Consider the following 21949-nt stretch of genomic DNA (forward strand, 5'->3'; position numbering starts at 1 on the left):
GTGCTTTAATCGGCGCATCGTGGTCGCGAACCGATGTTGCGGCCCTGGAAGGGGCAGCCGTGAGTACCCGTGGGCCGATGGAGCCGACGGAAGACCCCGGCCCGGGACCGGCCGCGTCGGCGGAACCGCACGCCTCCAGCCCCGAAGCCGTCTGCGCTGCCCTGCAGACCAGCCGGCACGGCCTGAGCGCGGCCGAGGCGACCGTCCGGCTGCTGCGGGTGGGCGCGAATGCGCTGCCCCGGGTGGCGAAGAAGAACCCGGTGCTGCGCTTCCTCGGCCACTTCAACGACGTGCTCATCTACGTACTGCTCGGCTCGGCCGTGCTCACCGTGGTGTTCGGCGACTGGATCGACGCCGCTGTGATCGTGGCCGTCGCCGTGATCAACGCCGTGATCGGCTTCCTGCAGGAGGGCCGCGCGGAGAAGGCGCTCGACGGCATCCGGCGGATGCTGTCGCTGAACGCGAAGACCCGGCGGGACGGCCACTGGGTGAACGCCGATGCCGGCACCCTGGTGCCCGGCGACGTCGTGCGGGTGAAGTCCGGCGACAAGGTGCCTGCCGACGTACGGTTGATCGAGGCCAGCACCCTCCGGGTCGACGAGTCCGCCCTGACCGGCGAGTCCGTTCCCACCGCCAAGCACGTCGCCGCGGTCGCCAAGGACGCGGGCCTCGGTGACCGGCACTGCATGCTCTTCTCCGGCACCATCGTGGCGGCGGGCAGCGGCGTGGGCGTGGTCACTGCCACCGGCTCGCACACCGAGATCGGCCGCATCCAGACCCTGGTCAGCGACACCGAAGACCTGGCCACCCCGCTCACCCGCCAGCTGGACGCCTTCAGCACCCGGGTCTCACTGCTGATCCTGGCGGTCTCGGGGCTGATGCTCGTGATCGGACGCCTCGTGCACGACCGCGGCTTCGCCGACCTGTTCGCTGCCACCATCGGCTTCGCCGTCGCGGCCGTGCCCGAAGGGCTGCCGGCGCTCGTGACGATCACGCTGGCCCTCGGCGTGCGGCAGATGGCCGCCGAGAACGCCATCGTGCGCAGGCTCACGGCGGTGGAGACCCTCGGCTCGGTGACCACGGTGTGCACCGACAAGACGGGCACCCTCACCCGCAACGAGATGACCGTGCGCACCGTGGTGACGGGATCCGCCCGATACGAGCTGAGCGGCTCCGGCTACGACCCCGCCGGCGCCGTCCTGCGGGCCGGGCGGCCGGTGACGGCCGCCGACCATGCCGACCTGAGCCGGCTCGTGGAGGTGATGGCGGTGTGCAACGACGCCAGGGTCGCCGCCGTCGACGGCGTCTGGCGGGTCGTCGGCGAACCCACCGAGGGCGCGCTCCGCACCCTGGCGCTCAAGGCCCGCTTCGACACCTCCGGGTACGAGCGGCTGGCGGCGATCCCCTTCGAGTCCGCAAACAAGTTCATGGCCACCCTCGACCGGCACCGCGACGGGCCGGGCCGCATCCTGCTCAAGGGCGCACCCGCGCGGCTGCTGGAGCGCTGCAGCCGGCAGCTCGACGCGTCAGGACTGCCCGAACCGCTCGACGTGGCGCTGTGGGAACAGCAGACCGACGAGCTCAGCGGCTCGGGTCTGCGCGTGCTCGGCGCCGCGATCGCGGATGCGCCCGCCGGCCTGACCACCCTGCACCGGGGTGACATCGACGATGGCCTGCTCTTCCTGGGCCTGGTCGGCATCGTCGACCCACCGCGGTCCGAGGCGATCACCGCGATCTCGGTCATGCACGCCGCCGGGATCCGGGTGAAGATGATCACCGGCGACCACCACGGCACGGCCGTGGCGATCGCCCGCGAGATGGGCCTGGTCGGCGGCGAGGCCCGGGTGCTCACCGGCAGCCACCTGCAGAAGCTCTCCCAGGACCAGCTGGCCCGGGTGGTGCAGAGCGTGGATGTCTTCGCCCGCACCAGCCCCGAGCACAAGCTGCGCATCGTGCGTGCCCTGCAATCGCGCGGGGAGGTCGTGGCGATGACCGGCGACGGGGTCAACGACGCCCCGGCCCTCCGGCGTGCCGACGTGGGCGTGGCCATGGGCATCAAGGGCACGGAGGCCACCAAGGAAGCGGCCGACATCGTGCTGGCAGACGATGACTTCGCGACCATCCAGGCGGCCGTGGAAGAAGGCCGGCGTATCCGGGACAACCTGCAGAAGTCGATCATCTTCATCCTGCCCACCACGGCGGCGCAATCCCTGGTGGTGCTGCTGGCTGTGCTGTTCGGATTCGCTCTGCCGCTGCAGCCCACCCAGATCCTCTGGGTGAACCTGATCACCGCCGTCACCCTGTCGCTGGCGCTGGCCACCGAGCCGGCCGAACCGGGCATCATGCTGCGCCGGCCGCGCCCGCCGGGAGGATCGGTGCTCGACTCTGAGTACCTCGGCCGGCTGCTCTGGGTGTCGACGCTGATCACCGCCGCGACCATCGGGGTGTTCTTCTTCGAGCGGGCGATCGGCCAGGCCCGCGCCGAGGCGCAGACGACGGCGGTCACCATGATGGTGCTCAGCCAGCTGGCGTTCCTGTTCAACTCGCGGTTCTTGCGCGCGTCGAGCCTCACACCGGCGGTGCTGCGCGGCAATCCCACCGTCTGGATCTCGGTGGGCGCGATGCTCGCGCTGCAGCTGCTCTTCGTCTACACCCCGCTGATGAACCTGTGGTTCAGCTCCACCGCCATCGGGCTGCGCGAGTGGGCGTACACGCTGGGCCTGGCGCTGGTGATCTTCCTGCTCGTCGAACTGAACAAGCTGATCGGCCGGCGCCGGGCCCGCCGCAGGGCCGCGCGCACCCCTCAGGGAGGGGCCGCGCCGGTTCAGCCCGAACCGGCGCGGCCGGGGATCAGCCCAGGTAGTCGACCAGCGAGTCGGCCAGGCCGACATAGCCGGCCGGGGTGAGCCCGAGCAGGCGCTCCTTGGCGGCGTCGCCGATCTCGAGCTCCTGCACGAACGCCACCAGGTCGGCGCGGTTGATGCGCTTGCCTCGGGTGAGTTCCTTGAGCAAGGCGTAAGGGTCGGCGATCGAGGAGCGTCCGGCGCTGACCTCGGCACGGATGACGGTCTGGATGGCCTCGCCGAGGATCTCCCAGTTGGTGTCCAGGTCGTGCGCGAGCAGGTCCCGGTCCAGGTCGATCTCGCCGAGCCCGCGCAGCAGGTTGTCCAGCGCGAGCAGCGAATGGCCGAAGCCGACGCCGATGTTGCGCTGGGTGGTGGAGTCGGTGAGGTCGCGCTGCAGCCGGGAGGTCACCAGGGTGGCGGCCAGCGAGTCCAGGATGGCGCTGGAGAGTTCGAGGTTCGCCTCGGCGTTCTCGAACCGGATCGGGTTGATCTTGTGCGGCATGGTCGACGAGCCGGTGGCGCCGGCCTGCGGCACCTGGCGGAAGTAGCCGATCGAGATGTAGGTCCAGATGTCAGTGGCGAGGTTGTGCAGCACCCGGTTGGCGTGGGACACCTTGCCGTACAGCTCGGCCTGCCAGTCGTGCGACTCGATCTGGGTGGTGAGCGGGTTCCAGCCCAGGCCGAGACCCTCGACGAACTCGCGCGACACCGCGGGCCAGTCCACATCGGGGTCGGCGGCGACGTGTGCGGCGAAGGTGCCGGTGGCGCCGCTGAACTTTCCGAGGTACTCGTTGGCCTCGACCTGCTTCTGGATGCGCTCGAGCCGGTAGACGAACACCGCCAGTTCCTTGCCCATGGTGGTGGGTGTGGCCGGCTGGCCGTGAGTGCGGGCGAGCATGGCGTCGGCCCGGTAGTCGGCGGCCAGGCCGCGGAGCGCTCCGATGAGCGCGCGCAGCTTGGGCAGCCACACCTCGCGCACGGCTTCCGCGACCGTGAGGGCGTAGGCGAGGTTGTTGATGTCCTCGCTGGTCGCGGCGAAGTGGGTGAGTTCGCTGATCGACTCGAGGCCCAGCGGAACCAGGCGGCGGCGCACCAGGTACTCCACGGCCTTCACGTCGTGCCGGGTCACGGCCTCCAGGGCGGCGAGCTCATCGATCTCGGCCTGGCCGAAGTCGGTGACCAGGGCGCGGAGTCCGCTCTTCTGCTCGGCGCTGAGCGGGACCGAGCCGAACAGGCTGCGATCGGTGAGGGTGATCAGCCACTCCACCTCGACCTTGACCCGTGCCCGGTTGAGTCCGGCCTCTGACAGGTGCTCGCCCAGTTCGGTGACGGCGGCGCGGTAACGGCCGTCTAGTGGACTGAGGACCTGCGGGGGTAGTGGACTCATCGGACTCCCTGTCTGATTGCGGGTGCGAGCTGCGCGAACAGCGCGATATTTGCTCTCTCAATCATGCCTAAAACGGAGTCAAACAGTGCATCGTCGGAATAGTACGGGTCGGGCACATCCCGCAGGGCGGCCTGGTCCCGGTCGAAGCTGAGCAGCAGGCGCACCTTGTTGCGGTCCCGTTCGGTGGGCGCCCAGTTGCGCAGGATGCGTTCCTGCGAGCGGTCCAGCACCACCACGAGGTCGAGGTCGTCGAACCAGCCGGCGTCGAACTGCCGGGCCCTGTGGTGGCTGCCGTCGTAGCCGCGTTTGGCCATCGCCGCGATGGCCCGGGTGTCCGCCTGCTCGCCCACGTGCCAGTCCCCGGTGCCCGCCGAACTTGTCGTGATGAGGCGGCCGAGGCCGGACCGGTTCACCAGGTCGCGCAGCATCACCTCGGCCATGGGAGACCGGCAGATGTTTCCGGTGCAGACGAAGATGATTCGGAACGGCGTCGCCTCATCTGGACTGAGCGCGGCGAAATTCATGAGTCCATTGTGTTCCACATTCCCCTCCTCCACACCCGCCCGGCCCGGCGACTTCTCCCGGTTCCCGCTCCCAACCCGACAGTGCCCTTCAGGGTGGCACAGTCTGGGGCTCGACGAGGAGGTGTGATGAGCGGTGCGGGTGACAGCATCCTGCCGGACATGCACGGCGAGCCGGCGGCGGAGGCGTTGGCGCGGTTGCGCGAACAGCGCCGGCTCGTGCGGCAGGTGCGCGACGGCGTGGAGGCCACGGGGCGCCGATTGACCGCCCGACCGGCCGTTTCCGGCTGGCGGTCGCCGGCGCAGCGGGCATTCGAGGGCCGTCTGGCCGAGCTGGCCGGCAGGCTACAGGGCGCCTGGCGGGCCCTGGACGACGCGTTGTGGGCCGTGGACGAGGCCATCGCCCGGGTGAAGGCGTCGCTGTGACGGGATCGGACGATCACGCCGGTCCCGGCGACCTCAACGGCGATCTCATCATCTCCGGCGGCGGCAGCAGCCTGGTGGCCACCGATGTGGTCTTCGCCGAGATGGCGATGCTGCGGATCGTGCAGGAAGACGCCGAAGGCTGGCACGACGGGCTCGCGCGGGTATCGGCGCTCGGCGTGGGTCCGGCGCCAGGCTGGCGGCCGAACGACCTGGGGGCCTGCGTCTTCGGGGCGCTGGCGGCGATCGACGACGTCGCCGAGCGCAGCCGCACCCTGGCCGACGCGTTGGCCGCGACCGCCGAGGACTACGGCCGCCTCGAGGGCGGCCTGGCGGCGATGCTGCGGATCACGGGCTCCTGGCTCGGCTACGCGCTGGGCGCGCTGGGACCGCTGATCGCCCTGTCGGCCGCCACGCCGCTGGCGTACCTGGCTCTGGGGTCGCTGCTGACCAGCACCCTGTCCGGCCGCACGCCGACGGTGGTTCCCCCCGCGCTCACCGACTGGATGAGCGCGAACCCGCAGTTGCTCACCAGTCCGCTGACGGTGGCATTGGTGCGCACGCTGGCCTCCTCGGCCGACGATGCGGCGCTCGGCCGGGTGGGGGTGCCGTTCCCCGTGGCCGCCCTGTTGGGCGACGGTGGGGCCGGGCTGCTCGGCGCGGCGTCCTCGGCGCTCGGGCTGCTCGTGGCGGGCCGGGCGGCCGGCATGCTGCGCGAGACACCGGTGCGGGTGACCCCGGTGGGGGCGTCGGCGGGCGCAGGGACAACGGCCGGTACGACCGCAGGGGCGGTTCCCCTGACGGTTCCGACTATGGGTCAGCTGGCCGTGCCGCGGCGGGGACCCGCGGCGGGAGGGTCAGCCAGGACGCGCACGACGCCCGGCCAAGTGCCGGTCGCCGTTCCTCGTGCCGCGCTGGCCGCGCCTGAGCCGCCCACCGGGTTCGCCGACCTGGCCGACCGGATCCCGACCAGGGGCGACGGCGGCCAGGTGCGGGTGGAGCGCTACGGCGATGCGGCGCATCCGTCGTGGGTCGTCTACCTCGGCGGCACCCTGGAGTGGAGCCCGACCGGCTCCACCGAACCGTGGGACACGACCTCGAATGTCACCGCCGTGGCCGACCAGCGGTCCGGCTCCTACACGGCGGTGCTGCAGGCGATGCAGGCGGCCGGCGTGGCGCCGTCAGACCCGGTGCTGTCCGTGGCGCACTCGCAGGGCGGCCTCCTCGCGGTGGAGCTCGCGGCGCGCGGCGACGCGAACGTGGTGGGAGTGGTCACCTTCGGGGCGCCGGCGGTGCCGGCGACGTTGCCCGAGGGGATGCCGGCTATCGCGATCGAGCACTCCGACGACATCATTCCCGCCACCGGCGGCGCTCCGGCCGACGACGACGCGCGGCTGTATGTGCGCCGAGAACTGTTCGCGGACCGGCAGGTGCCCGCGGATGAGACCCTGCCGGCGCACCAGATGACCGCCTACCAGGACACCGCCAGGCTGGTCGACGAGTCGGAGGAACCCCGGCTGCTGGCGTTCCGGAAGACCCTCGCCGGTCTGGTGGGCACCAAGCCGGGCGAGCAGACCGTCTGGCACGCCGAACGGGTCGGCTGAGCCGGGTCGTTTGGGCCTAGGAGCTCGAGTTGTTCAGCGGCCGCACGAGCACGCCGAACAGCCAACTGAAGATCCCCAGCACGAAAGCGCCGAGCACGCCCCACCAGAACGAGTCGACGACCAGGCCGAAGCCGAGCAGGCCGGAGAACCAGGCCACCAGCATGAGGAGCAGGCCGTTCACGATGAACGAGAGCAGCCCGAGCGTGAGCACGTAGAGCGGGAAGGCGACGATGCGCACGAAACCGCCTATGAAGCCGTTGACGAACCCGAAAATGAGCGAGATCAACAGATAGGTCAGTACCACGGCCGTGGTGTCCGGCGCGTACGGATCGACCCGCACCCCCGCGACGATGAGAGTGGTCACCCAGAGGGCCACGGCGTTGACGATGAGCTTGAGCAGGAAGCGTCCCATACCTCCACTATGACAGTCGAAGCGGCGCGATTCGCAGCGGACCCGGGCGATCCGGGCCAACCCGGCGGTGTCGAGCATGCGGCAGTGCGAATATGTCGCGGCGTAGACTCGCCGAGTGAGCCCTTCTGACCAGCCATCAGTCCGCCTGCGCCCCGAGATCGTTGCGCTGCCGGCGTACCGGCAGGGCAAGGCGGCCAACGCATCCGCCTTCAAGCTGTCGAGCAACGAGAACCCGTTCGACCCGCTGCCCGGGGTCGTCGACGCCGTCAACGCCGTCTCGGCGTTCAACCGGTACCCGGATGCCTCCGCCCTCGCCCTGCGCGAGCGGCTGGCCACCCGCTTCGGCGTTTCCGCCGACGAGGTGCACATCGGCGCCGGCTCTGTGGCCCTGCTCGCCCAGCTGATCACCGCCGCCGCCGGCCCCGGCGACGAGGTGCTTTACTCCTGGCGCTCCTTCGAGGCCTACCCGAGCCTCGTCACGGTGTCCGGCGCCACCAGCGTGACGGTGCCGAACCGCGCCGACCACGGCCACGATCTGCCGGCGATGGCCGCCAGGATCACCCCCCGCACCCGCGTCGTGATCGTCTGCAGCCCGAACAACCCCACCGGCGTGGTCGTCACGGCCGCCGAGTTCGCGGCCTTCATGCGACAGGTGCCCGCCGACCTGCTCGTCATCCTCGATGAGGCATACGCCGAATTCGTCACCGACCCGGCCGCCGTCGACGGCACCACACTGCTGGGCCGCTACCCCAACCTTGTGGTGTTGCGCACCTTCTCCAAGGCGTACGGTCTCGCCGGTCTCCGCGTCGGCTACGGCATCGGCCCTGTCGGCATCCTCGACGCCGCCCGCGCCACGGCCATCCCGCTCTCCGTCACCGGCCAGGCCTCCGCGGCGGCGCTGGCCTCGCTCGACGCCGAAGCCGAACTGCTGGCCCGCGTGGGCATCATCGCCGAGCGCCGCGACGGCATCCAGCAGGCCCTGGCCGTTGCCGGCCTGCACAGCCCGTCGTCGCAGGCGAACTTCGTCTGGCTGCCGCTGGGCGAGGCCACCGCGGCGGCCACCGAACGTTTCACCGATGCCGGGCTCGTCGTCCGGCCCTTCCACCCGGAGGGCATCCGGGTCTCGATTGGCGAGGAGGAATCTGTGGCCACACTCCTACGGATCAGCGCTGAGATTGTGCAGGATCTACCAACGGGGCATCCGGCCCGGCGGCTAGGTTAGTACGGTGCCAGTGACCTCGAACGACGCACCCGTGCTCACCGCTGCGTCTCCCACCGTGCAACTCCTCTCCGCCGACGGGACCTTCTCCCCGTCCGATTCCGCGGCGGAATTCCTGCCCTACTTCGAACGGCTGACCGAGGCCGACTACCGGAAGTTCTACCGCGACATGGTCGTGGTGCGGAAGTTCGACACCGAAGCGGCGAACCTGCAGCGTCAGGGCCAGCTGGCCCTGTGGGTGCCCAGCCACGGCCAGGAGGCCGCCCAGGTCGGCTCCGCCTACGCCACCCGCGCGCAGGACCACGTGTTCCCCTCCTACCGCGAGCACGTCGTCGGCATGATCCGGGGCCTGGACATGGTCGACATCCTGCGGATGCTGCGCGGCGTGACCCTCGGCGGCTGGACGCCGGAGGAACACGGAAACTTCCACCTCTACACGCTCGTGCTCGCCTCGCAGACGCTGCACGCCACCGGCTATGCCATGGGCATGCAGCTCGACTGTTCCACAGCGACCGGCAACCCCGAGACCGACCAGGCCGTGATCGTCTACTACGGCGACGGCGCCTCCTCGCAGGGCGACGCCAACGAGGCCCTGGTCTTCGCGGCCAGCTACCAGACCCCGCAGGTGTTCTTCATGCAGAACAACCACTGGGCCATCTCGGTGCCGGTCTCCCGCCAGTCCCGCTCCCCGCTCTACCTACGGGCCGGCGGCTTCGGCATGCCCGGTGTGCAGGTCGACGGCAACGACGTGCTGGCCAGCTACGCCGTCACTGCCAAGGCCATGGACGACGCCCGCGCCGGCCACGGGCCGTCGCTCATCGAGGCGCTCACTTACCGCGTCGGCGCGCACACCACGGCCGACGACCCCACCAAGTACCGGGATCCGGAAGAGCTCGCCTACTGGGTCGCTCGCGACCCGATCGTGCGCTTCCGCAGCTACCTGCAGGGCCTCGGCGTTGAGCAGGAGTTCCTCGACTCCGTCGACGAAGAAGCCGCAGACTACGCCGCGGATGTGCGCCGCCGCGCCCTCGAGATCACCGCCCCCGACCGCTCGGTGATCTTCGACAACGTCTACGCCGAACCGCATCCGCTGGTGGTCGAGCAGAAAGCCTGGCTCGACGCCTACGAAACCTCGTTCGACGGGAGTGAGTCCTGATGACCACGCAGGACACTGTCACCACGGCCGCGCCCACGAGCGCGAACCTGCCGATGGCCAAGGCCCTCAACCAGGGCCTGCGCCAGGCGATGCTCGACGACCCCAAGGTGCTCATGATGGGCGAGGACATCGGCCCGCTCGGCGGCGTCTTCCGGGTCACCGAGGGGCTGCACGCCGAATTCGGCGAGAAGCGGGTGCTCGACACCCCGCTGGCCGAATCCGGCATCATCGGCACCGCCATCGGCCTGGCCCTGCGCGGCTACCGGCCGGTCTGCGAGATCCAGTTCGACGGCTTCGTCTTCCCCGGCTTCGACCAGATCACCAGCCAGCTGGCCCGCATGCGCAATCGCCACGAGGGCGGCGTCACCATGCCCGTCGTCGTGCGGATCCCCTACGGCGGCCACATCGGCTCGATCGAACACCACCAGGAGAGCCCGGAGGCGTACTTCGCGCACACCCCGGGTCTGCGCGTGGTGAGCCCGTCCAACTCGCACGACGCGTACTGGATGATGCGCGAAGCGATCGCCTCGAACGACCCGGTGATCTTCTTCGAGCCCAAGAGCCGCTACTGGCCCAAGAGCGAGGTGGACTTCACCGGCGCCGGCACCCCGTTGCACGCCGCCAAGGTGGTGCGCACCGGAACGAGCGTCACGGTCGTCGGCCACGGCGCCATGGTGAGCGTGCTGCTGCAGGCCGCCGACCTGGCCGCCGCCGAGGGCATCCACCTCGAGGTCATCGACCTGCGCTCGATCTCACCGATCGACTACGCGCCGATTCTCGAGTCGGTGCACAAGACCGGCCACCTCGTCGTGGCACAGGAGGCCGCCGGCTTCGTCAGCGTCGGCTCCGAGATCGCCGCCACCGTCACCGAGCGGGCGTTCTACTCGCTCGAGGCGCCGGTGTTGCGGGTGTCCGGCTTCGACACCCCGTTCCCGCCTGCCGCGGTGGAGACGCACTTCCTGCCCAGCCCCGACCGGGTGCTCGAAGCCGTCGACCGCTCGCTCGCCTACTAACCGTCCCCCTGCCCGAAAGGCACCCCATGAGCGTCTCCCGATTCACCCTCCCCGATGTGGGCGAGGGCCTGACCGAGGCCGAGATCGTCGAGTGGAAGGTCGCCCCAGGCGACACCATCGCCATCAACCAGGTGCTCGTCGAGATCGAAACGGCCAAGTCCCTCGTCGAACTGCCCTCGCCGTACGTCGGCGTGGTCGGTGAGATCCTCGTCGAGTCCGGCACCACGGTCGATGTGGGCACGGTCATCATCACCATCCTCTCCGAGGCGGGCGCCACCGATGACGCCCCGAGCGACGCGCCAGCCGCACCGGAGGCCGCCTCGGCCGACGACGAACTCGCCGCGGCCGCGCAGGATGCCGGCGGCACCATCTCGCAGGAACCCGCAGAGGAGTCCCCGCAGGTGCTGGTCGGCCGGGGCGCCGCGGCGTCGATGCCCACCCGCCGCCGCCGGCACGTGGTGCCCGCCGCCGCTCACGAGGCCCTCGCCTCTGCCCCCACCGCGCCCCCGCAGGGCGGCCCCGCCGCCTCCGGCCCGCGCACGAACACCGCGTCGACCGGCCCGGCCCGCACGGCCCCGCCCGCCCCGCCCACGCGTGCCGCCGTGGCGCCCGCCGCACCCGCCAAGCCCGCCGCCTCGCCGCGCTCGGCCGGCCCGGTCATCACCAAGCCGCCGATCCGCAAGCTGGCCAAGGACCTCGGCGTGGACCTCAGCCAGGTGGAGCCGACCGGCCGGTTCGGCGACGTCACCCGGGAGGACGTGCTGCGCGAGGCCACCCAGGCCAGCGTGTTCCGCAACATCCAGACCCCGGAGTGGCCCACCGACCGCGAGGAGCACATCCCGGTCAAGGGCGTGCGCAAGGTCATCGCCCAGACCATGGTGAAGAGCGCCTTCACCGCGCCGCACGTGAGCCTGTTCGTCGACGTCGACGCCACCCGCACCATGGAGTTCGTCAAGCGGCTCAAGGTCTCCACCGACTTCGCCGGCGTCAAGGTGTCGCCGCTGCTCATCATGGCCAAGGCCATGATCTGGGCCGTGCGGCGTAACCCCACGGTCAACTCGGTCTTCACCGACGAGGAGATCGTGATCAAGCACTACGTGAACCTCGGCATCGCGGCGGCCACGCCACGCGGCCTGATCGTGCCGAACATCAAGGAAGCCCAGGATATGAGCCTGCTCGAGCTGGCCAGTGCCCTCGAGAAGCTCACCATCACGGCTCGGGACGGCAAGACCAGCCCCGCCGAGATGTCCAACGGAACCATCACCATCACCAACATCGGCGTCTTCGGCATGGACACCGGCACCCCGATCCTCAACGCCGGCGAGGCCGGCATCGTGGCGCTGGGCACCATCAAGCAGAAGCCCTGGGTAGTGGACGGCGAGGTGCGCCCGCGTTTCGTGACCACCATCGGCGCGAGCTTCGACCACCGCGTCGTCGACGGGGATGTGGCCAGCCGGTTCCTGGCCGATGTGGCGAGCATCATCGAAGAGCCGGCGCTGCTCCTCGAATAGCCGCCGGGCTCGTCCGTCGGGCGGCAGGCGCCTCCCGCCTCGTGCTCCTGCCCCTCGGGAACGCTCACTGCACCTCGTATGGCCCAATGCACCGGCTATAGCTGACGCATCCAGCCATACGAGGTGCAGTGACCCTTACGGCGCGGCACCGTGCCTCACATCGGTGTCGGCGTAGTTCCGAGTGCGGTGCTCCAGCTGGTGGTCCCGGCACCCGTCGCCTGATTCTGCAAGGTGCTGCTCCGCCGGATGCCCGCCCAGAGCCAGACCGCGCCGGCCAGCAGGATGACGGTCATCACGGCATCCACCGCGGGCGGTGTTTGGCGCACGCTGCTGAGCTGCGCGAGGTCGAACAGGGCGTGGAAGGCCAGCAGGGGCCAGAGGCTGCCGGTGCGTAGGAACGCGCAGGCCGCGAAGAGCCCGTACGCGGCGGCGAAGCCGATCTGGGCGAGGGTGCTGGGCAGGTCCTGGCCGCCGAGCAGATTGACGGCGTGCGCCAGGGCGAACGCGGCGCTGGAGACGAGCACGGCCGCGCGGGCGCCCCTGGGGGCCAGCAGCCGAAGGAGGACCGCCCGGAAGAGGGTCTCCTCCACGAACGCGACGAGGGCCACGAAGCCGATCAGCCCGAGCCAGGCCCCCAAGGTCTGCGTCGCGGCGCCGCCGGTCGACACGAGCACCAGCAGGAACACCGCGAGCAGCGGAAGCAGCACGAGTCGCCACGCCGCCCGGTTGCCGCGCACCCGCGGGCGGCCGAACCCGAGCATCCCCCACCGCCGGGTCACGCTCGCCCAGATCACCAGGCCCGCGGCGATCGGCGCGAACACCAGCGGAACCGGCGACGCGAGCGGCAGGCCGGTCAGGTAGATCACCGTGCCACCCAGTCCCAGTAACAGGATGAGGGCGATGGTGGTCAGGATGACCGTCGTGACCGGATGGGTGCTGGTGATCGGGCGGCTGGGCACGGTGTCCTCCTGGTGTTCAGGCATCTGCGCTGGCGGATGCGCGCGTGAATACGCTTGTATTCCGAGAATACGACTGTATTCTGGGTTTGTCGAGCACCACCAACACCCACAAAGGGAGGGCAGCATGGACCGCACGGACGAACTCGCCGCCGCGGCTCTTCGCCTGGTCACCGTCGGGGGCCTGCCGGCCGTGACCTTCCGCTCGGTCGCCGCGGAGTCGGGCTGGTCGCTCGGCGCCGTGCAGAAGACCTTTCCCACCAAGGACGCGCTCGTCCGCGCCACATTGGCCTACGCTCAGTCGTCCATAGCCGTGCGGCTCAGCGTCGACCCCGGCCGGCCCACCCTGCGCGCGTGGCTGGTGGAGCTCGTGATGGCCACCCTGCCCCTCGACGCTGCCCGCCGCAGTGCCTGCCTGGTTGGGGTGGCGGTGTCGGACCGGGCGCCGTTCGACCCCGAGCTCGCGGGTTCCCTGGCTGCCTGGGACGCCGAGCTGCGCGGCAACCTCGCTCGGCTGGCCGGCCGGGCCCGGCATGAGGGCGAACTGCACCCGCTCGTGGATGGCGAGAACCTGGCCCGGGCGGTGCTGGCGTTCGCCGCGGGGCTGGCCGGCCAGCTGCTCTACGACCCGGTTGACGAGGCCACGGTGCTGGCCCTGGTTCAGGGCGTCGTGGCGGGCCTGACGCCCGGTCCGTAGGTCGGGTGCGGCCCCGCGCTGAGGACTTCCGGTCCGATTCCACGAGGTGGACTGTGCCCCTGGGCTGCGGGACCCGCGCCGTTCCAGCCCGGACTGTGCGGCCCGCGCCCGCCGTTCGCGCCAGCCTTAGGCGGGCATCGTACCGATCACGACGGTGGCGTCGAGCGCCGCCGACCGGCGGATGCGCGCTCGCAAGCCGTGCCGGGTGAAGAGCGCCGCGGTGTGCGGCGCCTGGGCGGCACTGGTCTCCACGAGTAGATGCCCGCCGGGTGCCAGCCACTCGGGCGCGGCAGCGGCGATCCGTCCCTGCACCTCGAGGCCGTCGGCCCCGCCGTCCAGCGCCACCCGGGCCTCGTGCAGCCGGGCCTCCGGCGGCATCCGCTCGATCGCCTCGGTGGGCACGTAGGGCGCGTTGGCCACGACGAGGTCGAACTGGCCGCGCAGTTCGGCCGGGAGCGGGCCGAACAGGTCGCCGGTGAGCACCTCACCGCCCAGCGGGCTCACGTTCAGGCGGGCGCAGGCGGTGGCGGCCGGGTCGATGTCGACCGCTAACAGCCGCAGCGACGCGTCTGCGGCGAGCAGGGCGGCACCGACCGCGCCGGACCCGCAACAGACGTCGAGCACCAGGCTGTGGGGGCGCGCCAGCCGGGCTGCCTCCCGAACCAGCAGGCCCGTGCGGCGCCGCGGCACGAACACCCCGGGGCGCAGGACGATGCGGAGCCCGTAGAACTCCGCCCAGCCGAGCACCTGTTCGAGCGGCAGACCCGACACCCGCCTCGCCACCAGCTCGTCCAGTTCGGCCGGGGTCTCGGCCGCCGCCGCGAGGAGCCCGGCCTCCTCCTCGGCGAACACGCAGCCGGCGGCCCGCAGCCGGTCGACGATCTCGGCTGGAGGTGCCACGCGCCGTGCCATCGGTCAGCCCGCCGGGGTGTGCGGCGGGCGTGCCGGGGCGGCGCGGGAGTCGAGGGGCATGGACCGTCCTAGGTCGTGTACGTGGGCAGCGGGCTCAGCGGCGGGGGCGCATCCGTGCGGAGCCTGGCGTGGGTTTCGACGTCGAAGCGTTCGGTGCCGTACTTCAGCTTCTGCCTCTCGATGCCTTCGGTGGCGAACCCGGCCTTGGTTGCGACCCGGCAGGACGCCGGGTTGTTGGTGCGGTGGCCCAGTTCGAGCCGGTGCAGCCCCTGTTCGGTGAAGGCCCAATCGGCGATCGACACCAGCGCGAGGGTCGCCAGGCCCTGCCCGCGCGCCTCGGCGGAGACCCAGTAGTAGACCCAGCCGGTGCCGTGCCGGTGCTCCATGCTGCCGACCCCGACGTTGCCCACCGCGACGCCGTCGAGGGTGATGGCGAAGTTCTGCCGCGACACGGTGCCGGTGGCGAGGTTGTCGGCGATGAAGGTCTGGCAGCGGGCCAGGGTGGACAACTCCACGGCACCGAGCTGCGCGGCGAGGTCGCCGCTGACGACGAACGCCCGCTGCAGGTCGACGGCGTCTTCGATCCGCCACGGTCGCAGCACGGCGCCGCCGGCCGCTGGCAGGCACCCGGCCCAGGTGCCGCCGCCCCTCGCGGCTCGTGCTCTCATTGCAACAGAGTAGAGCGCGGGGCGTCTCCACCGCGAGTTGCCGCAAACACCCCGCTGCCGGGCGCTGAGGGGGATGCTTGCCGCAAGTCGCGGGGAGCCCCCTGCGCCGAGATGCCGCAAACGCCCCCCTAAAGACTGATGAGAGGGATGTTCGGCGCATCTCGGGAGCGACCCGAGCGGAAAGATGAGGGCGCGGATCGCCGCGCGGCGAGGGAGGATGGGGCATGGCCTTCGAGACAACGCCCCTGCGCCGGGTCGAGGAAGATCCGCAGCATCCGCTGGACCGGACAGTCTGGCCGGCCACGCTGCCGCCCGTGACCCAGCTGCTGACGGACGGCCTCGACCTGGGCGCGGCCACGGTCTTCGTGGGCGAGAACGGCGCCGGCAAGTCCACCCTCGTGGAGGCGATCGCCCTGGCCTGGGGCCTCTCGCCGGAGGGCGGCTCCACGGGGGCGCGCAACTCCACCCGGCCGAGCGAATCGGCCCTGCACGACCACCTTCGCCTGGTGCGCACCGGGGGCGCCACCCGGCACGGCTACTTCCTGCGCGCCGAGACGATGCACGGCTTCTTCACCTACCTCGAGCAGAATCCGGGCAGTCGCCCCGAGCCGCGTTTCCACGAGATCTCGCATGGCGAATCGTTCCTCGAACTCGCCATCGACAGGTTCCGCGGCCGCGGCCTCTGGGTGCTCGACGAACCGGAGTCCGCACTCTCCTTCTCCGGCTGCCTCGCCCTGCTCGGGCACCTCAAGGACCTGCTCGCCGCGGGCGGCTCCCAGGTGATCATGTCGACGCACTCGCCGCTGCTCGCGGCCCTGCCCGGCGCCCGGATCCTCGAGGTGGGCGAATGGGGCTTGCGCGAGACGGCTTGGCGGGACCTCGATCTGGTCACCAACTGGGCCAGCTTCCTCGATGCGCCGGAGCGGTATCTGCGGCATCTGTGACCAGCCCTAATGGTTTTGACAATCATTATCATTAGGCGTACCGTTTCCCAGGTGAAGACCCCCAAACTCCTCCTCCCCGCCCTGGCCGTCTCGGCCGTCCTCGTGTTGGCCGGCTGCTCCGCCTCGACCCCCGCGGCCTCCGCCGGGGCGGAAGGTGACCTCAAGGTCGTCGCCACGACCACCCAGATCGCCGACCTCACCCGCAACATCGTCGGGGACACCGCCGGCGTGAGCGTCACCCAGCTGATCCAGCCCAACCAGAGCGCCCACAGTTACGACCCGTCGGTCGCCGACCTCACCGCGCTCGGCGAGGCCGACGTGCTCGTGATCAACGGCGTCGGCCTGGAGGAGTGGCTCGACGACGCGATCGCCGCCTCCGGCTTCGACGGCGTCACCATCGACTCCGACGAGGGCATCACCATCCAGGACGGCGAGGCCGGCCACGAGGGCGAAGACGCCACCGAGACCCACACGGATGACGCTGAGCACGACCACGCCGGCGGCAACCCGCACATCTGGACCGACGTGAGCAACGCCGAGGCCATGGCCGGCACCATCGCCGACGGTCTCGCCGCCGCCAGCAGCACCCACGCCGCCGCGTTCGAAGCCAACGAGACCGCCTACACCGGCAAGCTCGCCGAACTCGACGGCTGGATCCGGGACAACATCGACGCCGTACCCGCCGCCGAGCGCCTGCTCGTGAGCAACCACGATGCGTTCGGCTACTTCACGGCCGCCTACGGCATCACCTACGTCGGCAGCGTCATCCCGAGCTTCGACGACAACGCCGAACCGAGCGCAGCCGAGATCGACACTCTCGTCGCCGCGATCAAGGCCACCGGGGTCAAGGCGGTCTTCTCCGAAGCCTCCATCAACCCCAAGGCCGCCGACACCATCGCCAGCGAGGCCGGCGTCACGGTGTACTCCGGTGAGGATGCCCTCTACGGCGACTCCCTCGGCCCGGCGGACAGCGACGGTGCCACCTACATCGCCTCCCAGCTGCACAACGTGCGCCTGATCCTGGAATCCTGGGGCGTGACGCCCAGCGCCGTGCCCGCCGACCTGCAATAGTTGACGAGTGAACGAGAACCCTTCTCAGCAGCGGATGCCCGCTTCGGTCGCCCTCCGCGTCTCCGGAGCCTCGTTCGCCTACGCGCATACTCCCGCCCTCACCGGCATGGACTTCGACCTCCATGCCGGTGAGGCCATCGCCCTGATCGGTCCGAACGGTTCGGGCAAGTCCACGCTGCTCAAGGGCATCCTGGGCCTGATCCACCGCACCAGCGGCACCGTCGAGGTGCTCGGCCAGGACACCGCGCCGGCCGGCAGCATCGGCTACGTGCCGCAGACCGACGAACTCGACCCGGAGTTCCCGGTGACACTCGAGCAGGTCGTCATGATGGGCCGCTACCGCCAACTCGGCTGGTTGCGGCTGCCCGGCAAGAAGGACCGCGCGGCCGTGGCCGCCGCCCTCGAGACCGTTGGCCTCGGGCACCGCGCCAAGACCCGGTTCGGGGAGCTCTCCGGCGGTCAGCAGCAGCGTGGCCTGCTCGCCCGCGCCGTGGCCGCCGGCCCCCGGCTGCTGCTGCTCGACGAGCCGTTCAACGGGCTCGACCAGTCCAATCGAGACGCCCTCGTGGGCACCGTCGAGAGACTCAAGGCCGACGGCGTGGCCGTGCTGGTCTCCACCCACGACCTCGAACTGGCCCGCGCGGTCTGCGAACGCGTGCTGCTGCTCAACGGAACCCAGGTGGCGTTCGGGCCGCGCGAGAGCGTGCTCACCCTCGAGAACGTGCAGCGCACCTTCCACGAGGTGGGCGTCGAGATGGACCAGCACACCCTGGTCATCCCCGGCCACGAGGGCCACTGAATGATCGACCTGCTCGGCCCGCTCGTCACCGCGTTCTCGCTCCCCTTCATGGCGCGGGCGCTCGTGGTGCTGCTCGCGCTCAGCCTCGTTGCCGGCATCGTGGGGGTGCTGGTCAACCTGCGCAGCCTCGAGTTCATCAGCGACGGGCTCACCCACTCTGTCTTCCCCGGCATCGCCATCGGATTCGTCTGGGGCGGCCGGGACGGCCTGTTCCTCGGCGCCATGATCGCCGCGGTCCTGGCGGCCGTGGTGCTCACCCTGATCACCCGGCGCGCGGTCTCCGGCGACGCCGCCATCGCGATCGTGTTCACCGCCATGTTCAGTATCGGCATCCTCGTGGTGTCGCGGCAGACCAACTACGCCGGCCAGCTCGAACAACTGCTCTTCGGCCGGCTGCTCACGGTCACCCCCACCGAGGTGACGCAGACCCTGGTGATCTGCGCGCTCGCCCTGCTCCTGGTGGGCCTCACCCTCAAGCAACAGGTCTACCGCGCCTTCGACCCCACCGCCGTCGCCGCGGCCGGCTACCGGCCCCTGTTGCTCGACCTGCTGCTCAACGTCGCCATCGCCCTGGTCGTCGTGGCCGCCTCCAGCGCCGTCGGCAACCTCCTGGTGCTCGCCGTGCTCATCGTGCCCGGCGCCGTCGCGCGGCTGATCACCGCGCGGCTCTGGCTGCTCTTCCCGCTCGCGGCGGGCTTCGCCGCGCTGTGCGCCTGGGTGGGCCTGGCGCTCGGCTTCGAGGCCTCGGTCACCGCCGGCATCGACCTGCCCAGCGGTGCCACGGTCGTGCTCGTCCTCGTGGCCGGCTACCTCCTGGTGCTGCTGGTGCGGGTCCTGGCCGACCGGATGCGCCGCCCCGCCGACGCCGACGATGCCGACGATGCCCCCGTCGCCGACCCAGCGCCCCAGGCGGTGCGCGCCTGATGGGCTACTTCGAGAAGGCCCTCCTCGCCGCCGTGCTCATCGGCGCGCTCAGCGGCCTCGTCGGCACCCTCGTGGTGCTGCGTCGGCGCACGTTCTTCGCCCAGGCGCTCACCCACGCCACCTTCCCCGGAGCGGTCGCGGCGGCGATGCTGGGCATCAGCATCCCCCTCGGTGCCGCGGTGGCCAGCGCCCTCATCGTGGGCATCATGACCGCGCTCGGCCGGGTGCGCCGCCAGGGCAGCCAGGTGGCCTCCGGGATCATGCTCACCGCCGGCTTCGCGCTCGGGGTTCTGCTGCAGGCGCTCAACCCGTCGCTGCCCGTGCACGTGGAGTCCTACCTGGTGGGCTCGATCCTCACCGTCACAGACGGGGACGTGATCCTCGCCGGCGCCGTGCTGGCGGTGGCCGTGCTCGCGGCGGTGTTCCTGGGCAAGGAGATCCTCTTCTCCACCTTCGACCGCACCGGGTACCGGGCGGCCGGCTACCGGGAATGGGCCATCGAGGCGCTCACCCTTGTGCTCATCGCGGCCACCGTGGTGTCCGTGATGCCCGCCGTCGGTGCCATCCTGGCCATCGCGCTGATCGCCGCCCCCGCCGCCGCGGCCCGCCTGCTGGTGCAGAGTGCCGCGCACATCGCGCTGCTGGCCCCGGTCATCGGCGCCGGCTCAGGCGTCGCCGGCGTGCTGCTCTCCCGGGCCCTGGACGTGGCCGCCGGCCCGGCCATCGCGCTCACCGCGGCCGCCTGCTTCCTCCTCGCGCTGGGGGCCCGCGCACTGGCCACGCGCCGCCGCGGGGTTCACGAGCCGGCCCGGGCCGGGCTACGGTTGGACACATGAAGCGAAACACCTGGCAGCGAGAGGCCGTGCGCACCGAGCTCGGTCGCGCAGAGGGCTTCGTCAGCGCTCAGGGCCTGCACGCCGCCCTGCACGCCACCGGATCCCCGATCGGCCTCGCCACGGTCTACCGCGCGCTGTCCGACCTCGCCGTGGAGGGCGACGCGGACTCCCTGCAGTCGCCCGACGGCGAGAGCCTCTACCGGGCCTGCACCACCACTGAGCACCACCACCACCTGATCTGCCGCAACTGCGGGCTCACTGTGGAGATCGAGGTGGACGCCATCGAGAACTGGGCCACCGCCGTGGCCGCCGAACATGGCTTCACCGAGGCCGCGCACGTCGTAGATGTCTTCGGCCTCTGCGCGGCCTGCACCGCGCTTGCATCGGTGCGCCCGAACCCGTAGTCTGGGTAGCTGCTGCGCATATCTGTGCGTGCATTGCTTGTTCGTGTCTTTTCCTCCCATCGAATCAGCCGCCGGAATTCACTTTTCGGCCGGCCGCTTCCGGGTGGAATCCAACGCGAACCGGCCGACAAGAGATCTTGGGAAGGGCATTCGCCCTTCGGTATTGGAGGAAAACCATGGCAGCAACCTGCCAGGTGACCGGAGCCGTTCCCGGCTTTGGACACAACATTTCGCACTCGCACCGGCGCACCAAGCGTCGCTTCGACCCGAACGTGCAGACCAAGAAGTACTTCGTGCCGTCGCTTCGCCGCAACGTCACGCTGACCCTCTCGGCAAAGGGCATCAAGGTTATTGATGCTCGCGGCATCGAGTCGGTTGTCAAGGACCTGCTCGCACGTGGGGAGAAAATCTAATGGCTAAGGCTCAGGACGTACGTCCGATCATCAAGCTGCGTTCGACGGCAGGAACCGGTTACACCTACGTGACCAAGAAGAACCGTCGCAACAACCCCGACCGACTCGTGCTCAAGAAGTACGACCCCGTAGTGCGCAAGCACGTTGACTTCCGTGAGGAGCGCTAAAAATGGCGAAGAAGAGCATGATTGCCAAGAACAACCAGCGCAAGGTCATCGTTGAGCGTTACGCCGCGAAGCGCCTCGAGCTGAAGAAGGCTCTTGTCGACCCGGCCGGCACCGACGAGTCCCGCGAAGAGGCTCGCAAGGGCCTCCAGAAGCTGCCCCGCAACGCCTCGCCGGTTCGCCTGCGCAACCGCGACGCGGTTGACGGTCGTCCCCGTGGCCACCTCTCCAAGTTCGGCATCTCGCGCGTACGTTTCCGCGACATGGCGCACCGCGGCGAGCTGCCCGGCATCACCAAGTCCAGCTGGTAACCAGCTCCTGATCGCGTAAGCGATCCAGGCACACCTCAGGGGATGCCCGACTCCGGTCGGGCATCCCCTGTTGCGTACCCGCCGCGTGCCGCTCGGCCTCCACCCTGATCGGGGGCCCGGGAGCCCGCATCGGTTCGCGCACAGCGCAAAGGCAGCCAATTAGCCGGGCAAAGCGGCCCGAAACGCCGTAAATCCGCGGATTTCCGCGGATCAATGCTAGATTCAACGCGGTCGAACCGACCAACGGAGGCGTTGTCACAACGTCGCCCGCTTCACGTGAATACCTGTTTTTTACAGACGAAGGTCCGAGGAGGACACTCAATGGCTGACAAGTCGCTGAACAAGACCGAGCTCGTTGCCAAGGTTGCCGCAGACTCTGGCCAGAGCCAGGCTGCTGTCGACGGCGTTCTGAACGCTTTCTTTGCAACCCTCGCCGACACCGTTGCTAACGACGGCAAGGTCACCATCCCGGGATGGCTCGGCGTCGAGCGCACCGCGACGGCTGCTCGCACCGGTCGCAACCCGCAGACCGGCGAAGAGATCGCCATCGCTGCCGGCCACCGCGTCAAGCTGACCGCTGGTAGCAAGCTCAAGGCTGCCGCCAAGTAGGTTGCAAGCTTCGTAGTACCACTGGGCGTCGACTTCGGTCGGCGCCCATTGTGTTTTCCAGGCTTGTGTTTTCCACGCTTGTGTTTTCCACGCGTGTTTCACGCGCGTGTGGTTTCGGCACGGCCTGCACCGGACCGACGGGCATCCGC

24 protein-coding genes are annotated in these 21949 nt (G+C 70.3%); 18 read left to right on the forward strand and 6 right to left on the reverse strand.

Annotation, left to right across the window (positions count from 1 at the left end):
* Positions 1 to 77 precede the first annotated feature (77 nt).
* Complete coding sequence (locus tag DOE79_RS11495; RefSeq protein WP_120338595.1) at positions 78 to 2906, forward strand: cation-translocating P-type ATPase; 2829 nt, start codon at positions 78 to 80, stop codon at positions 2904 to 2906.
* Here DOE79_RS11495 and purB read toward each other — a convergent pair.
* The gene (gene purB / locus DOE79_RS11500) at positions 2851 to 4233 is read right to left on the reverse strand and encodes an adenylosuccinate lyase (protein ID WP_120338596.1); all 1383 of its coding nucleotides are present in this window, start codon (positions 4231 to 4233) and stop codon (positions 2851 to 2853) included. The genes DOE79_RS11495 and purB overlap by 56 nt on opposite strands.
* Positions 4230 to 4757 (reverse strand): low molecular weight protein-tyrosine-phosphatase, encoded by a 528-nt coding sequence (locus tag DOE79_RS11505; RefSeq protein ID WP_120340302.1) that lies wholly within the window; start codon positions 4755 to 4757, stop codon positions 4230 to 4232. The genes purB and DOE79_RS11505 overlap by 4 nt, the downstream gene beginning before the upstream one ends.
* A gap of 126 nt (positions 4758 to 4883) precedes the next feature.
* On the opposite strand from DOE79_RS11505, the gene DOE79_RS11510 reads away from it, so the two are divergent.
* Both DOE79_RS11510 and DOE79_RS11515 read left to right on the forward strand, forming a co-directional pair.
* Complete coding sequence (locus tag DOE79_RS11510; protein ID WP_120338597.1) at positions 4884 to 5180, forward strand: hypothetical protein; 297 nt, start codon at positions 4884 to 4886, stop codon at positions 5178 to 5180.
* Positions 5177 to 6781, forward strand: coding sequence for an alpha/beta hydrolase family protein (locus DOE79_RS11515; protein ID WP_120338598.1), 1605 nt, complete (start codon positions 5177 to 5179; stop codon positions 6779 to 6781). Before DOE79_RS11510 ends, DOE79_RS11515 begins: the two co-directional genes overlap by 4 nt.
* A gap of 16 nt (positions 6782 to 6797) precedes the next feature.
* On the opposite strand, the gene DOE79_RS11520 is transcribed toward DOE79_RS11515, so the two are convergent.
* The gene (locus DOE79_RS11520; RefSeq protein WP_120338599.1) at positions 6798 to 7193 is read right to left on the reverse strand and encodes a phage holin family protein; all 396 of its coding nucleotides are present in this window, start codon (positions 7191 to 7193) and stop codon (positions 6798 to 6800) included.
* A 115-nt stretch (positions 7194 to 7308) separates the two neighbouring features.
* On the opposite strand from DOE79_RS11520, the gene DOE79_RS11525 reads away from it, so the two are divergent.
* The 4 genes from DOE79_RS11525 to DOE79_RS11540 are packed head-to-tail and all read left to right on the forward strand — an operon-like array spanning position 7309 to position 12092.
* Positions 7309 to 8415 (forward strand): histidinol-phosphate transaminase, encoded by a 1107-nt coding sequence (locus DOE79_RS11525; protein WP_120338600.1) that lies wholly within the window; start codon positions 7309 to 7311, stop codon positions 8413 to 8415.
* Between the two features lie 10 nt (positions 8416 to 8425).
* Complete coding sequence (locus DOE79_RS11530) at positions 8426 to 9568, forward strand: thiamine pyrophosphate-dependent dehydrogenase E1 component subunit alpha (RefSeq protein ID WP_425455722.1); 1143 nt, start codon at positions 8426 to 8428, stop codon at positions 9566 to 9568.
* Positions 9568 to 10581, forward strand: a complete 1014-nt coding sequence (locus tag DOE79_RS11535; RefSeq protein ID WP_120338601.1) for an alpha-ketoacid dehydrogenase subunit beta — start codon at positions 9568 to 9570, stop codon at positions 10579 to 10581. Before DOE79_RS11530 ends, DOE79_RS11535 begins: the two co-directional genes overlap by 1 nt.
* A gap of 26 nt (positions 10582 to 10607) precedes the next feature.
* The gene (locus tag DOE79_RS11540; RefSeq protein ID WP_120338602.1) at positions 10608 to 12092 is read left to right on the forward strand and encodes a dihydrolipoamide acetyltransferase family protein; all 1485 of its coding nucleotides are present in this window, start codon (positions 10608 to 10610) and stop codon (positions 12090 to 12092) included.
* Between the two features lie 155 nt (positions 12093 to 12247).
* Here DOE79_RS11540 and DOE79_RS11545 read toward each other — a convergent pair whose 3' ends face one another.
* A complete protein-coding gene (locus DOE79_RS11545) occupies positions 12248 to 13075 on the reverse strand; it encodes a CPBP family intramembrane glutamic endopeptidase (protein WP_162942719.1) in 828 nt (275 codons plus the stop codon).
* Positions 13076 to 13175: 100 nt separating this feature from the next.
* On the opposite strand from DOE79_RS11545, the gene DOE79_RS11550 reads away from it, so the two are divergent.
* On the forward strand, positions 13176 to 13745 hold the full coding sequence (locus DOE79_RS11550) for a TetR/AcrR family transcriptional regulator (RefSeq protein WP_162942720.1): 570 nt from the start codon (positions 13176 to 13178) through the stop codon (positions 13743 to 13745).
* 126 nt (positions 13746 to 13871) lie between these two features.
* Here the strand turns inward: DOE79_RS11550 and DOE79_RS11555 are convergent, their stop codons facing one another.
* Both DOE79_RS11555 and DOE79_RS11560 read right to left on the reverse strand, forming a co-directional pair.
* Positions 13872 to 14645 (reverse strand): putative protein N(5)-glutamine methyltransferase, encoded by a 774-nt coding sequence (locus DOE79_RS11555; RefSeq protein ID WP_425455646.1) that lies wholly within the window; start codon positions 14643 to 14645, stop codon positions 13872 to 13874.
* A gap of 80 nt (positions 14646 to 14725) precedes the next feature.
* Entirely contained in the window at positions 14726 to 15325 is a 600-nt protein-coding gene (locus DOE79_RS11560; RefSeq protein WP_120338606.1) for a GNAT family N-acetyltransferase, read from the reverse strand.
* A 224-nt stretch (positions 15326 to 15549) separates the two neighbouring features.
* Between DOE79_RS11560 and DOE79_RS11565 the strand changes: the two genes are divergently transcribed.
* The 10 genes from DOE79_RS11565 to DOE79_RS11610 all read left to right on the forward strand — a co-directional run bounded on the left by DOE79_RS11565 (position 15550) and on the right by DOE79_RS11610 (position 21800).
* Positions 15550 to 16269, forward strand: a complete 720-nt coding sequence (locus DOE79_RS11565) for an AAA family ATPase (protein ID WP_120338607.1) — start codon at positions 15550 to 15552, stop codon at positions 16267 to 16269.
* A gap of 51 nt (positions 16270 to 16320) precedes the next feature.
* Positions 16321 to 17340, forward strand: coding sequence for a metal ABC transporter substrate-binding protein (locus DOE79_RS11570; protein WP_245976907.1), 1020 nt, complete (start codon positions 16321 to 16323; stop codon positions 17338 to 17340).
* A gap of 7 nt (positions 17341 to 17347) precedes the next feature.
* Positions 17348 to 18139: a metal ABC transporter ATP-binding protein gene (locus DOE79_RS11575; RefSeq protein ID WP_245976908.1), complete on the forward strand. Its 792-nt coding sequence runs from the start codon at positions 17348 to 17350 to the stop codon at positions 18137 to 18139.
* On the forward strand, positions 18140 to 19063 hold the full coding sequence (locus DOE79_RS11580) for a metal ABC transporter permease (protein ID WP_120338610.1): 924 nt from the start codon (positions 18140 to 18142) through the stop codon (positions 19061 to 19063). It abuts the gene before it with no gap.
* On the forward strand, positions 19063 to 19899 hold the full coding sequence (locus DOE79_RS11585; RefSeq protein WP_120338611.1) for a metal ABC transporter permease: 837 nt from the start codon (positions 19063 to 19065) through the stop codon (positions 19897 to 19899). The genes DOE79_RS11580 and DOE79_RS11585 overlap by 1 nt, the downstream gene beginning before the upstream one ends.
* Positions 19896 to 20303 carry a Fur family transcriptional regulator gene (locus DOE79_RS11590; RefSeq protein WP_120338612.1) on the forward strand — a complete coding sequence of 136 codons (408 nt, stop codon included), beginning with the start codon at positions 19896 to 19898 and terminating at the stop codon, positions 20301 to 20303. Before DOE79_RS11585 ends, DOE79_RS11590 begins: the two co-directional genes overlap by 4 nt.
* Before the next feature lie 176 nt (positions 20304 to 20479).
* Positions 20480 to 20716, forward strand: a complete 237-nt coding sequence (gene rpmB / locus DOE79_RS11595) for a 50S ribosomal protein L28 (protein ID WP_066598603.1) — start codon at positions 20480 to 20482, stop codon at positions 20714 to 20716.
* Positions 20716 to 20883 carry a 50S ribosomal protein L33 gene (rpmG, locus tag DOE79_RS11600; RefSeq protein WP_066598602.1) on the forward strand — a complete coding sequence of 56 codons (168 nt, stop codon included), beginning with the start codon at positions 20716 to 20718 and terminating at the stop codon, positions 20881 to 20883. The genes rpmB and rpmG overlap by 1 nt, the downstream gene beginning before the upstream one ends.
* A gap of 2 nt (positions 20884 to 20885) precedes the next feature.
* The gene (rpsN, locus tag DOE79_RS11605; protein WP_035835254.1) at positions 20886 to 21191 is read left to right on the forward strand and encodes a 30S ribosomal protein S14; all 306 of its coding nucleotides are present in this window, start codon (positions 20886 to 20888) and stop codon (positions 21189 to 21191) included.
* A 321-nt stretch (positions 21192 to 21512) separates the two neighbouring features.
* Complete coding sequence (locus tag DOE79_RS11610; protein WP_066598601.1) at positions 21513 to 21800, forward strand: HU family DNA-binding protein; 288 nt, start codon at positions 21513 to 21515, stop codon at positions 21798 to 21800.
* Positions 21801 to 21949: the final 149 nt, after the last annotated feature.

It is taken from the genome of Cryobacterium soli (assembly GCF_003611035.1).
GTDB lineage: Bacteria > Actinomycetota > Actinomycetes > Actinomycetales > Microbacteriaceae > Cryobacterium > Cryobacterium soli.

Coding starts and splice junctions, on each gene's coding strand:
- DOE79_RS11510 (WP_120338597.1), top strand. CDS start 4,884: ATGAGCGGTGCGGGTGACAGCATCCTGCCGGACATGCACGGCGAGCCG.
- DOE79_RS11520 (WP_120338599.1), bottom strand. CDS start 7,193: ATGGGACGCTTCCTGCTCAAGCTCATCGTCAACGCCGTGGCCCTCTGG.
- DOE79_RS11495 (WP_120338595.1), top strand. CDS start 78: ATGGAGCCGACGGAAGACCCCGGCCCGGGACCGGCCGCGTCGGCGGAA.
- DOE79_RS11550 (WP_162942720.1), top strand. CDS start 13,176: ATGGACCGCACGGACGAACTCGCCGCCGCGGCTCTTCGCCTGGTCACC.
- DOE79_RS11590 (WP_120338612.1), top strand. CDS start 19,896: ATGAAGCGAAACACCTGGCAGCGAGAGGCCGTGCGCACCGAGCTCGGT.
- DOE79_RS11560 (WP_120338606.1), bottom strand. CDS start 15,325: ATGAGAGCACGAGCCGCGAGGGGCGGCGGCACCTGGGCCGGGTGCCTG.
- DOE79_RS11565 (WP_120338607.1), top strand. CDS start 15,550: ATGGCCTTCGAGACAACGCCCCTGCGCCGGGTCGAGGAAGATCCGCAG.
- DOE79_RS11585 (WP_120338611.1), top strand. CDS start 19,063: ATGGGCTACTTCGAGAAGGCCCTCCTCGCCGCCGTGCTCATCGGCGCG.
- DOE79_RS11540 (WP_120338602.1), top strand. CDS start 10,608: ATGAGCGTCTCCCGATTCACCCTCCCCGATGTGGGCGAGGGCCTGACC.
- DOE79_RS11610 (WP_066598601.1), top strand. CDS start 21,513: ATGGCTGACAAGTCGCTGAACAAGACCGAGCTCGTTGCCAAGGTTGCC.
- purB (WP_120338596.1), bottom strand. CDS start 4,233: ATGAGTCCACTACCCCCGCAGGTCCTCAGTCCACTAGACGGCCGTTAC.
- DOE79_RS11580 (WP_120338610.1), top strand. CDS start 18,140: ATGATCGACCTGCTCGGCCCGCTCGTCACCGCGTTCTCGCTCCCCTTC.
- rpmG (WP_066598602.1), top strand. CDS start 20,716: ATGGCTAAGGCTCAGGACGTACGTCCGATCATCAAGCTGCGTTCGACG.
- DOE79_RS11535 (WP_120338601.1), top strand. CDS start 9,568: ATGACCACGCAGGACACTGTCACCACGGCCGCGCCCACGAGCGCGAAC.
- rpmB (WP_066598603.1), top strand. CDS start 20,480: ATGGCAGCAACCTGCCAGGTGACCGGAGCCGTTCCCGGCTTTGGACAC.
- DOE79_RS11505 (WP_120340302.1), bottom strand. CDS start 4,757: ATGAATTTCGCCGCGCTCAGTCCAGATGAGGCGACGCCGTTCCGAATC.
- DOE79_RS11545 (WP_162942719.1), bottom strand. CDS start 13,075: ATGCCTGAACACCAGGAGGACACCGTGCCCAGCCGCCCGATCACCAGC.
- rpsN (WP_035835254.1), top strand. CDS start 20,886: ATGGCGAAGAAGAGCATGATTGCCAAGAACAACCAGCGCAAGGTCATC.